Below are 11,025 nucleotides of genomic sequence, written 5' to 3'. Positions count from 1 at the left end.
CGCGCTTGATCCTCAGTCGCGGGTGAGCCGGCGGTGTGTGACGCGGTGGGGGCGTGCTGCTTCGGCGCCGAGGCGTTCGATCTTGTTCTTCTCGTAGGCGTCGAAGTTTCCTTCGAACCAGTACCACGCGGCGGGGTTCTCGTCGGTGCCTTCGTAGGCGAGGATGTGCGTCGCGACGCGGTCGAGGAACCAGCGGTCGTGGCTGATGACGACAGCGCAGCCGGGGAAGCTGAGCAGCGCGTTCTCGAGGGATCCGAGGGTTTCGACGTCGAGGTCGTTGGTCGGTTCGTCGAGCAGCAGCAGGTTGCCGCCCTGCTTCAGGGTGAGGGCGAGGTTGAGGCGGTTGCGTTCACCGCCGGACAGGACGCCGGCCTTCTTCTGCTGGTCGGGGCCCTTGAACCCGAACTGCGAGACGTAGGCGCGTGCGGGGATCTCGACCTGGCCGACCTGGATGTGGTCGTTTCCTTCGGAGACGACCTCGAACAGAGTCGATTCGGGGTCGATGCCGGCGCGGTTCTGGTCGACGTAGCTGATGTTGACCGTCTCACCGATCTTCACGGTGCCGGCGTCTGGCTCTTCGAAGCCGACGATCGTCTTGAACAGGGTCGTCTTGCCGACGCCGTTGGGGCCGATGACGCCGACGATGCCGTTGCGCGGCAGCGTGAACGACAGCCCGTCGATGAGGACGCGGTCGCCGAAGCCCTTCTTCAGGTCGTTGACCTCGATGACCTGCGCGCCGAGGCGCGGGCCCGGCGGGATCTGGATCTCCTCGAAGTCGAGCTTGCGGGTGCGCTCGGCTTCGGCGGCCATCTCCTCGTAGCGCGCGAGGCGTGCCTTCGACTTCGTCTGGCGGGCCTTGGCGTTGGAGCGGACCCACTCGAGTTCTTCCTTGAGGCGCTTGGCAAGCTTCGCGTCCTTCTTGCCCTGGACGGTGAGGCGCTCCTGCTTCTTCTCGAGGTACGTCGAGTAGTTGCCTTCGTACGGGTAGAGACGACCGCGGTCGACCTCGCAGATCCAGCCGGCGATGTTGTCGAGGAAGTACCTGTCGTGGGTGACGGCGAGGACAGCGCCCGGGTAGCTCGCAAGGTGCTGTTCGAGCCAGAGGACGGATTCGGCGTCGAGGTGGTTGGTGGGCTCGTCGAGCAGGAGCAGGTCGGGCTTCTGCAGCAGCAGCTTGCACAACGCGACGCGGCGCTTCTCACCACCGGAGAGGACGGAGACATCGGCGTCACCGGGCGGGCAGCGCAGGGCGTCCATGGCCTGCTCGAGCTGGGAGTCGATGTCCCACGCATCGGCCGCGTCGATCTTCTCCTGGAGCTTGCCCATCTCCTCCATGAGGGCGTCGAAGTCGGCGTCGGGTTCGCCCATCTCGGCGGAGATCTCGTTGAACCGGTCGAGGTCGACCTTGATCTGGCCGAGGCCTTCCTCGACGTTGCCGCGCACGTCCTTCTCCTCGTTGAGCGGTGGCTCCTGCAGCAGGATGCCGACGCTGTAGCCCGGGGACAGGCGTGCCTCGCCGTTGCTGGGCTGGTCGAGCCCCGCCATGATCTTGAGGATGGTGGACTTGCCGGCGCCGTTGGGTCCGACGACGCCGATCTTGGCGCCGGGGTAGAACGACATCGACACGTCGTCGAGGATCACCTTGTCGCCAACGGCCTTGCGCGCCTTGGTCATGGTGTAGATGAACTCAGCCATGCGCCCGAGGCTATCGGTTGCAAGCCGTTCGACGCGACTTTCCGCGGCGCGTGCGGGGCCCGACGTCCGCCCGGCCGGGCGGTGACGTGCTCACCGCCCGGCCGGCCTCGCCGTCTCAGGCGTCGACGAGCGCGCGGCGCCCCTCGGTGGCTTCCTCGTCGGACGCGGGTTCGCTGCGGCCGAACTGCTCGTTCTCCACCGTGCGCGTCACCTCCGTGACGATGTCGTCGGCGAGGCGGTCGGAGCTCGGGATGACGGGGTCGGAGCACTTCGTGAACGACGTCTGCCCGAACTTGTGGGAGGCGCCGATGTCGTGCGCGTCGATCTGCACGCTCATGCGCTGCGAGCCGTCCTGCGCGACGTACTGACTGAGCCGCAGCCGACCCGAGACCATGACGTGCTGACCCTTCGCGAGCGAGTGATAAGCGTTGCCCGCGAGCGTGCGGAACGCCGTCACGCTGAAGAACTGCGACGCACCGTCGCTCCACGTGTTCTCCTGCGCGTTCCAGCGGCGTTCGTTGACCGCCATCCGGAACGTGAGGAACGCATCCCCTGTCTTCGTCTGGCGCAGCACCGGGTCGGTGACGACGGTGCCGCTGATGTCGATCGCTACCTCGTTCATGGTGGTTCCTCCACTGCGGCCGCGGCCGCGTCAGGCATCGCGCCGGCCACCTCGGCCGGTCGTGATCCCGACGCTAGGCAGGTTCGTCCGCCCCGCGCGTCCCACCGTCACCGATGCTGTGGATAGGCCCTCCCGTGCGCTGCCTGGGAGGGCAGATTCACAGCTGGCACGGCTCCCCTGGGGACGGCCGCGACGCAGCGTCACCATCCCCAGCCCGGAGCCGAACCACGTCACCCCCGCGCCTGACCCACGGCCGTACCGTCCGCAGAGCCCCCACCCACCAGCACCGCAACCATCGCCCGCGGCTCAGGCAGACGCCTCCGCGAGCGCCCGTGCCGTGTCGTCGTGGCGCCTCACGACCGCCTCGACGGGCGCGATGATGCGCTCCGACGCCACCTGCGCGATGGCCTCGTCGAGGCGCTCCTGCGCATCCTGACGTGCGCGTCGGGCTCCCGTCCGAGCGAGGGTCCGCGTGAGGACCGTGAGCAACAACCCCGCGAGCAACCCGCCGGCGAGCATGACGAGCGGGATGGGCAGCCAATCACCCGCCATCGTCGGGACGCCCACGTGGATCTGCATCGTGCCGAGCAACGCGAGCACGATCAACCACGCGGCCCCGGCCAGCGCGACACCGGCGAAGGCCCACTGCAGCGCCGACGCCGCGGCCCACCAACCCGGGAAGCGTCCGCGCAACGGCGTGCGCAGCACGGCCTGGTCGAGCGCGTCGGCCATGGCGCCGTCACGCCCCGTCGCGGCGCTGCGCACCTCGTCTGCCCAGGGGTCCGGCAGTCCGTCCGCAGCCTTCTCCCCGAGACGCCTCGTCGCGAGGTCGACCGCAGCGCGCGCGGCCGGCGTCGCGGGAGGCAGCGACGACTTGCCGAGCACGACGCGCCGATCACCGCGGCTCATACCGTCGGACACCTGCTTGTCGAGCCCGAGCCGCGCGAGCGGCCGCGCCTTGAGCTTCTGCGACCATCGCGTGAACGGCCATCCGGTGCGCCGTGCCGCCTCTGTGCGGTAGTCGCGCTCGACGGCGTCGAGCACCACCCCCACACCGGCCGACTGCGCGAGGGCGGAGACGAGCTCGGCGTTCGTCCCACTCGTGCGATGCTCGCGCACCGCTCCGACGTGCGAGCTGAGCCGCTGGGCCTGATGCCGCAGATCGCCCGCGAGGCGCCGATCGGCGGCATTCTTGGCCTGCACGACGTCCGCGAGAGCGTCCACGAGGGTCGTCACACCGCCGTCGACGACCGTCGAGGTGGGCAGCACGAGCGCGTCCGTCAGCCCGTCCTCGACGAGGAGGCGACTCAGGTCGGCGAGGCAGCTGTCGGCCCCCTCCGGCGTCAACCGATCGGCCTGGTTGAGCACGACGATCGACGTCGCCTTCGCGACCGCGAGCTGGCGGACGTACTGCTCGTGAAGCACCGCGTCGGCGTACTTCTGCGGGTCGGTGACCCACACGAACAGATCGCACAGCTCGAGCACGCGATCGGCCTCCGCACGGTGCTCACGCACACGGGAGTCGAAGTCGGGAAGGTCGAGCAGGACGAGGCCGTCGAGCTCGGCATGACGTGGCATCGCGGCCTGCACCTGATGGCGTGAAGGCACGTCGAGCCAGTCGAGCAACTCGCTCGGAACGCTCTTACCCCAGACCGCCGCGGCGGCCCGTGACGTCGTCGGGCGGCGCGCGCCCACCCGCGAGACGGGCTCACCGACGAGCGCGTTGAACAGGCTCGACTTGCCGGAGCCGGTCGCCCCGGCGAGCGCGACGACGGTGTGGTCACCGCCGATCCGTGAGCGCTCGGCGACACGCGCCAGCAGCTTGCGGGCGACGGCGACATCGTCCGCGGGCAAGGCGGGCCCACCGAGCGTCAGCGCGCGTTGCAGCGCAGCGGCGCGGCCGTCGACCTCCTCGCGCGTGATGGGGGCGACGACCTCGGCGCGTTCGCGCCGCTCGCGTCCGAACGGCTTCCAGCTCATCGCGCCTCCTCGACGTGGGTGAGCGCCGTCTCGATGCGAGCCGCCGCCTGCTTCGGCAAAGCCACCTCACCGAGCGCAGCGTGGTAGCGACGTTCCTCGGCGGCGAAGAGCGCCTCGACGCGCTCGATGAGCAGACCGCGGGCCGCCTTGGCGAGCGAGCGGACGGCCTGGTCGCCGAAGATCGCCTCGAGCAGGCGCTGCGCGAGCACGGACGAGCCGGCGGAGATGCCGACCTCAGCGCCCGTCAGGCCGCCGGTCGAGGCGAACGTCACGATCATGAGCAGCACGGCGATGCCGTTGACGCCGAACGCGAGAAAACGCGCCGTCGAGCGCTTCTCACCGGCTTCGGAGCGGACGAGCTCGAGCACGTCGCCCTGCCAGTCGCGCACGAGCCGCTCGATGTGGTCGGCCACCTGCGGACTGGCTGAGGTCAGCTCGGGGTGACGCGCCACGAGCGGTTTGCCCGCGTCGTCGAGGCGCCAACCGCGGCCGGCGTCGAGAGCTGCCGATTCAGCGTGTGAGGTGACCAGCTGCGCCACCCCGGACTGCAGCGCCTCCCCCAGATCCCTCGCGGGTGCGGCCTTCTCCGTCCGCGCGGTGAACAGAGCGGAGACGCGGTCGCGCAGGCGGCTGACGCCGGCCTCGAACTGCTTGAACAGCTCACCCGTGCCGACGAACTCCTGCCACCGCGCGAGCACCTCGCCGCGCAGCAGCGTGCCGTCCTCAAGACCTTCGGCCACCTCCTGCAGGTGCTCGCGATAGGCCTCGTGGGCCACGTCACTCAGCCGGGCGTGGGCGTCCTCCTGGGCCCGCGCCGCCGCGACGCTCGCCCGTGCGCGCGGCGCCAGCGAGTCGAGGGCGCCGTCGAGGGTGCGGCGGATGACGGCCTGCCGCGACATCGCGTCACTCGCGAGCGAGTTGAGCCACTCGGTGATGCGCGCGACTTCGGCCTGCGGCAGCATGCCGAAGTCGTCGAGCGGCGATTCGGCGACCGCGAACACCGGCGCACGGCCCAGCCCCTGCGCGGCGAGCATGCGCGCGAGGTCGGCCTGCACCTCGTCGATCGCCTCGCGCGGCACCCGGTCGAGGACGACGGCGACGGACGTCCCGCGCTCCGTGGCCTGCTCGAGCATCTCCCACGGCACCGCGTCGGCGTAGCGCACCGCGGTCGTGACGAACAGCCACAGGTCGGCGGCCGACAGCAGCTGTCGGGCCAGGTCGCGGTTCGCGGAGACGACGGAGTCGATGTCGGGAGCGTCGAGCAGCGCCAGCCCGCGCGGCACGGACGCCGACGCGACGAGCCGCAGCGACGACGGGTCGTCACCCTGCGTCGCACTGCCGGTCAGGCGTGACAGGCCGGGCAGCACCCGCTCGTCGATGAACCAGTGCGTGTCGCTCGGGTGGTGGATGAGAACCGACGCGCGCGTCGTCGGGCGCAGGACACCCGAGCGCGTCACCTGCTCGCGCACGATCGAGTTGACGAGCGTCGACTTGCCCGCACCCGTCGATCCACCGATGACGGCGAGCAGCGGCGCGTCGAGCGATTCGAGGCGGGGCATGACGTAGTCGTCGAGTTGCGCGACGAGCTCGTGCTGCGAGCGCCGAGCGACCGCCGCGTCAGCCGTCTCGAACGGGAGGACGTTGGCCGCGACGGCGGCGCGCAGCTCACCGACTGCTGCGTGCAGCCGGGCGGCGTTGAAGGGTTCGTTCACCCTGTCAGTCTTGCCGGTGCGCGCGTGCGGCTCAACTCGCTCGGCGCATCGACCGTTCCCGGATGCCATGACGGCGCTGTGGCATCGACGCCTGATGCCCTGCCGACCACGTCGCCATCCCGCGCGCTCCTACACCTCCGAGCGTCGTCGCCTTTGAGCGTCGTAGCGCTTCGAGCGTCGCCGCGCCGTCAGCCCTCGAGCAGCGTCTGCCCGACGTAGGAACCGTCGCGCGCGCCCGGCGGAATGGCGAACAGCCCGGATCCGGTGTGCTGCAGGTATTCCATGAGGGCATCCTCGCGGGACATGCGCATCTGCATCGGGATGTACTGCGTCGACGGGCGGCGCACGTACGCGAGGAAGAACAGACCCGCGTCGAGGCGACCGAGCGCATCGTTGCCGTCGGTGAAGTTGTAGCCGCGCCGCAGCATCTGGACGCCCTTGTTGTTCTTCGGGTGGGCGAGGAAGACGTGCGAGTTCTTGGCGATGAGGGGCTTGTTCTCGCGGCCGGTGACGTCGAAGCGCGGTTCGTCGAACTCCTTGCCGCCCGACAACGGCGCTCCTTCGACGCGGTCGCGGCCGATGAGGGTCTCCTGCTCGCGCAGGCTGGTGCGATCCCACGTCTCGAGGTGCATCGTGATGCGGCGCGCCACGAGATACGAGCCGCCGGCCATCCAGTCGGCTGCGGCGTCGTCGCCCTTCGAGACCCACACGTGCTCGTCGACGACGTCCTGCGACTCGGCCTTGATGTTGGCCGTGCCGTCCTTGAACCCGAACAGGTTGCGCGGCGTCGCCTGCGCCGTCGACGTCGAGCTGGTGCGCCCGAAGCCGAGCTGCGCCCAGCGCAGCGCGGCGAGGCCGAAGGCGATGCGGGTGAGGTTGCGGATGGCGTGGACGGCGATCTGCGGGTCGTCGGCGCAGGCCTGGACGCAGAGGTCACCGCCGCTTCGATGCGGGTCGAGCTTGTCGGCCGGGAAGTGCGGCAGCTCGCGCAGTTCCTTCGGCTGCTTCTTCGCCAGGCCGAAACGATCCTTGCCGTCGCTCGTGCGGAACAAGGTGGGGCCGAAACCGAACGTGATCGTCAGGCCGGCCGCGCCGAGCCCGTCGGCCTCACCCGTGTCGGCCGGGGGGGCGTCGTAGGACGTCACCTCGTCCGACGCCGGCAGCCCGCGCATCATGCGTTCGGCGGCGGAACTCCAGGCGCGTAGGAGCGTCTCGAGGTCGTCTCGGGTGCTCGCGGTGACGTCGAACGCGGCGAAGTAGAGCCGGTCCTGTGCCGGGGTGACGATGCCGCTCTGGTGGGCGCCGAAGAACGGGTAGGTGCGCGCCGAGGCGTCGGGAGCCGGGTTCGCGGAAGCCTGAGAGGCACCCCACCCCCCGGCGAATCCGGCCAGCCCTGCGGCTGCGCCGCCTCCTGCGACACCGAACATCCCGCGGCGCGACAGCTGCGTCACTTCACCCATCCTTCTGCACGTCGTGTCGATCCGCCCTGACGCGGATCCGGTCGCTGCGATCGTCGTGACAACCACCGTCGAAGCGCCCCACCCAGGGTAGGGCGCCTCGACGCCGGTGTCAGGACGTGACGGTCGCCGTCAGCTTCGACAGCGGTTCGCTGAGCGCGTTGACCGCGTCGGAGAGTTCCTTGACCTCGGCCTTCGACAGCTTGTCGTAGCTCTCGAAGACGGCGTCGTCCCCGGAACCGGAGACGCGGTGCTTGTCGAGCAGCTTCTGCAGCGCCGCGAACTTCGTCGCGATCGACGTGTCGAGCTTCGCGTCCTTCTTCTTGAGCAGCGGACGCAGGTTCTCCCACGCGATGCGTGCGCCGTCGACGTTTCCCTGGAAGTCGTAGAGGTCGGTGTGCGACCAGATCTCCTCCTCGCCGGTGACCTTGCCCGTGGCGACCTCGTCCATGAGGGACTTCGCGCCGTTGGCGATCTTGTCGGCGGTGAACGTCGTCGTCTTGGTGCGCGTCTCGAACGTCTTGGTATCGCTGAGGAGCTGGTCGGCGATCTTGTTGCGCTCGGTCTTGCTCATCGCGGTGTAGCCCGACTTCGGCGGCCACAGATCCTTCTCGATCCGGTGCCAGCCGGTCCACTCCTGGCCCTTCTCGAGGTCGGCCTCGCGCAGGTCCATCTTGGGGTCGAGGTCACCGAACGACTCGGCGACGGGCTCGACGCGCTCCCAGTGCAGGCGCGCCTTCGCGTACAGGGCGCGCGCCTCGGCGTCCTTGCCGCTCTTGTAGAGGTTGACGAACGTCGTCGTCTGCGCGCTCAGCTGCGTCGCCTGATCCTTGACGTAGGCCTGGTACTGCTTGTCGGCCTCGTCGACGAGCGCCTTGTCGGCCCCCGTCGGTGTGAGGTCGGCGCCCGAGTCGGTGACGGTGAACTTCGACTGGATGCCCTTGCCGACCATGCCCGGCTTGCAGGCCGTGTAGTACGTGCCCGGCGCGGCCTTGACGACGAGTTCACGCGTCAGGCCCGGTGCGATGTTCTCGACCTCGCCGACGATGCGGAGGCGGTCCGAACCGAGCAGGTAGAACTCGGTGACCTTGTCGCCGTCGTTCTTGACGCTGAACGACAGGGTGCCCGAGGGCGCCTCCGAGGCCGAGACCTTGCACTCGCTCGCCGTGGAGGAGACCGTCAGCTTGCCGTCGCCCTTGGAATCCTTCGAGTTGCTCGTGCACCCGGTGAGCGCCAAGCCGGCGATGCTGGTGAACGCGAATGCCCGTGCGGTGCGGGTGGGGAGAATCATGCTGTTGCCTTCTGCTTCGTGGCCACGGCGGAGCCCGAGGCCTTCGGGGGGTGGGGTGCGCGCACGCGCACGATGAACATCGGCAGGACGATCGCGATGTAGGCAACCCAGACGGCGAGCTCGAACCACGTCGTCGCCGGTGAGAAGTTGAACGTCCCCTTGAGCAGCGTGCCGATCCACGACGACGGCGGGATCTGTGCGCTGACGTCGAACGCGAGGGAGTTGAGGCCCGGCAGCACACCGCTCTCCTGCAGGTCGTGCACGCCGTACGCGAGGACGCCGGCCGCGACGAAGATGAGGAAGCCGCCGGTCCAGGTGAAGAACTTCGACAGGTTGAGCGACAGCGCACCGCGGTAGAGGAGGCAGGCGATGACGACGGCCGTCAACAGGCCGAGCCCGGCGCCGATGAGCGGCGCGCTCGACGAGCCCTCCCCCGAGCTCGCAGCCTGCGTGGCTGCCCACAGGAACAGGGCGGTCTCGAGGCCCTCACGGCCGACGGCGAGCATCGCCACGACGACGAGGGAGGCGCGCGAGGCGTCCGCGGCGCGGTCGACGTGGCTCTTCAGATCGCCCGACAGGCTGCGGGCGGAGCGTGCCATCCAGAAGATCATCCAGGTGACGAAGCCGACGGCGACGATGGACAGCGTGCCACCGATCGCCTCCTGGGCCTCGAACGTCAGGCCGCGGGGGCCGTACGTGAGGGCGGCGCCGAAGGCGAGGGAGATCGCGATGGCGGCGGCGACGCCGAGCCAGATGCGCCCGAGCAGGTGGCGCCGACCCGACTTCACCAGGTAGGCCACGAGGATGACGACGACGAGCGACGCCTCCAGCCCCTCTCGAAGCCCGACCAGATAGTTGCCGAACACCACGCACTCCTCACAGCCAAACGTTTAGGTAAGGCAAACCTAAAGCATGGAGGAGCCTGAGAGTGCATTGGGGTGGTATGAGGGCATGGTGATGTGACGTGATTCGCGTCGCGAGGAGGTGATGCGGGGCCCACGACCCCGATGTGGCGGAGGCGGGCGGCTCAGCACGCGGAGCAGGGGCGTCATGAGCGAGTCATGGGCCTGGCATCCGCGCGCGGCGATGCAGCGTCACCTGAGCACAGCAGCGCAACGCACGCCGCGGTCGAGCCGCTTCGGTGCCCCCGGCGAGATTCGAACTCGCGACCTAGAGATTAGAAGGCTCTTGCTCTATCCAGCTGAGCTACAGGGACTCACCCGCCGAGAGCGGGTAAACAAGAAAACCCCCAGATCGCTCTGGGGGCCACTTGCTTGGGGTGAGTAACGGGACTTGAACCCGCGACATCCTGGACCACAACCAGGTGCTCTACCTGCTGAGCTATACCCACCATGCGCCGTCCACGTCACCGTGTCAGGCAGCGCGGACGAATATACCCGAAATAGGGCCGCCGCGCCCAATCAGGGGCGCGTCCGGCGTCAGGGGCCAACCTCGTAGCGCTTGGCGATGACCTGCGCCTCGTTCGACGTCGGGCCGGGAGCGGGCACGAAGACGGCCTCGCGGTAGTAACGCAGCTCCGCGATCGACTCGCGGATGTCGGCGAGGGCGCGGTGGCCGCCGTGCTTGGCGGGCGCGTTGAAGTAGGCGCGGGGGTACCAACGCCGCGAAAGTTCCTTGATCGACGACACGTCGATCGTGCGGTAGTGCAGGTGCCCCGCGAGCTGCGGCATGTCGCGCTCGAGGAAGCCGCGGTCGGTCGAGACCGTGTTGCCACCGAGCGGCGCCTTCCCGGCCTCGGGCGCATGCTGCATGACGTACTCGAGCACGAGCGCCTGCGCTTCCTCCATGCTGACCCCTTCATCAAGCTCGCGGAGCAGCCCGGACCTGGTGTGCATGTCGCGCACGAAGTCACCCATCTGCTCGAGGGCTGCCGGCTCGGGCTTGATGACGACGTCGACGCCGTCGCCCAGCTGGTTCAGCTCGAAGTCGGTGACGAGCGCGGCTACTTCGATGAGGGCGTCGTTCTCCAGTTCGAGGCCCGTCATCTCGCAGTCGATCCAGACGATGCGGTCGGTGTGGGCGCGGTCGTTGTCAGTCACGGCGAACATCCTAGCTGTGATGACCAGGCACGTTGGTCGAGTCATTGCGACTCGTTGATCTGAACGGGTGACAAGCGAAGACCTCTCGCTGTGCAGTGGAGCTGTCTAGGTCCCACACCACGCACCGGGAGGTCTTCATGGCCCACGCTACCCACTCGAACGCCGCGCTCACAGTCCGCGCCCGCCTACGCCTGGCCCGCCTCATCAT

General features: G+C 69.1%; 8 protein-coding genes and 2 tRNA genes. All 10 read right to left on the bottom strand.

The window, feature by feature from the left end; all coding sequences use genetic code 11:
• Nucleotides 1-12 precede the first annotated feature (12 nt).
• Complete coding sequence (gene ettA, locus J4Z35_RS13495) at nt 13-1,695, bottom strand: energy-dependent translational throttle protein EttA (RefSeq protein WP_006945958.1); 1,683 nt, start codon at nt 1,693-1,695, stop codon at nt 13-15.
• Nucleotides 1,696-1,810: 115 nt separating this feature from the next.
• Nucleotides 1,811-2,317: a single-stranded DNA-binding protein gene (gene ssb / locus J4Z35_RS13490; RefSeq protein WP_006945968.1), complete on the bottom strand. Its 507-nt coding sequence runs from the start codon at nt 2,315-2,317 to the stop codon at nt 1,811-1,813.
• Between the two features lie 306 nt (nt 2,318-2,623).
• The gene (locus J4Z35_RS13485) at nt 2,624-4,297 is read right to left on the bottom strand and encodes a GTPase (protein ID WP_006945916.1); all 1,674 of its coding nucleotides are present in this window, start codon (nt 4,295-4,297) and stop codon (nt 2,624-2,626) included.
• A complete protein-coding gene (locus J4Z35_RS13480) occupies nt 4,294-6,009 on the bottom strand; it encodes a dynamin family protein (RefSeq protein ID WP_006945985.1) in 1,716 nt (571 codons plus the stop codon). Before J4Z35_RS13480 ends, J4Z35_RS13485 begins: the two co-directional genes overlap by 4 nt.
• A gap of 188 nt (nt 6,010-6,197) precedes the next feature.
• The gene (gene efeB, locus J4Z35_RS13475) at nt 6,198-7,469 is read right to left on the bottom strand and encodes an iron uptake transporter deferrochelatase/peroxidase subunit (RefSeq protein ID WP_186318467.1); all 1,272 of its coding nucleotides are present in this window, start codon (nt 7,467-7,469) and stop codon (nt 6,198-6,200) included.
• A 109-nt stretch (nt 7,470-7,578) separates the two neighbouring features.
• Entirely contained in the window at nt 7,579-8,757 is a 1,179-nt protein-coding gene (efeO, locus tag J4Z35_RS13470) for an iron uptake system protein EfeO (RefSeq protein WP_131940777.1), read from the bottom strand.
• Nucleotides 8,754-9,623 carry an iron uptake transporter permease EfeU gene (gene efeU, locus J4Z35_RS13465; protein WP_131940775.1) on the bottom strand — a complete coding sequence of 290 codons (870 nt, stop codon included), beginning with the start codon at nt 9,621-9,623 and terminating at the stop codon, nt 8,754-8,756. The genes efeO and efeU overlap by 4 nt, the downstream gene beginning before the upstream one ends.
• A gap of 276 nt (nt 9,624-9,899) precedes the next feature.
• A tRNA-Arg gene (locus J4Z35_RS13460) sits at nt 9,900-9,973 on the bottom strand.
• A 59-nt stretch (nt 9,974-10,032) separates the two neighbouring features.
• Nucleotides 10,033-10,108, bottom strand: a tRNA-His gene (locus J4Z35_RS13455).
• An 88-nt stretch (nt 10,109-10,196) separates the two neighbouring features.
• Complete coding sequence (gene orn / locus J4Z35_RS13450) at nt 10,197-10,826, bottom strand: oligoribonuclease (RefSeq protein ID WP_074041093.1); 630 nt, start codon at nt 10,824-10,826, stop codon at nt 10,197-10,199.
• Nucleotides 10,827-11,025 lie beyond the last annotated feature (199 nt).

It is taken from the genome of Dermacoccus sp. NHGro5 (genome assembly GCF_017565385.1).
Lineage (GTDB): Bacteria > Actinomycetota > Actinomycetes > Actinomycetales > Dermatophilaceae > Dermacoccus > Dermacoccus nishinomiyaensis.
The sequence above is the reverse complement of the archived record's forward strand: the minus strand, read 5'-3'. Positions and strand labels throughout refer to the sequence as shown.

Coding starts and splice junctions, on each gene's coding strand:
- efeB (WP_186318467.1), bottom strand. CDS start 7,469: ATGGGTGAAGTGACGCAGCTGTCGCGCCGCGGGATGTTCGGTGTCGCA.
- ettA (WP_006945958.1), bottom strand. CDS start 1,695: ATGGCTGAGTTCATCTACACCATGACCAAGGCGCGCAAGGCCGTTGGC.
- J4Z35_RS13485 (WP_006945916.1), bottom strand. CDS start 4,297: ATGAGCTGGAAGCCGTTCGGACGCGAGCGGCGCGAACGCGCCGAGGTC.
- orn (WP_074041093.1), bottom strand. CDS start 10,826: ATGTTCGCCGTGACTGACAACGACCGCGCCCACACCGACCGCATCGTC.
- ssb (WP_006945968.1), bottom strand. CDS start 2,317: ATGAACGAGGTAGCGATCGACATCAGCGGCACCGTCGTCACCGACCCG.
- efeO (WP_131940777.1), bottom strand. CDS start 8,757: ATGATTCTCCCCACCCGCACCGCACGGGCATTCGCGTTCACCAGCATC.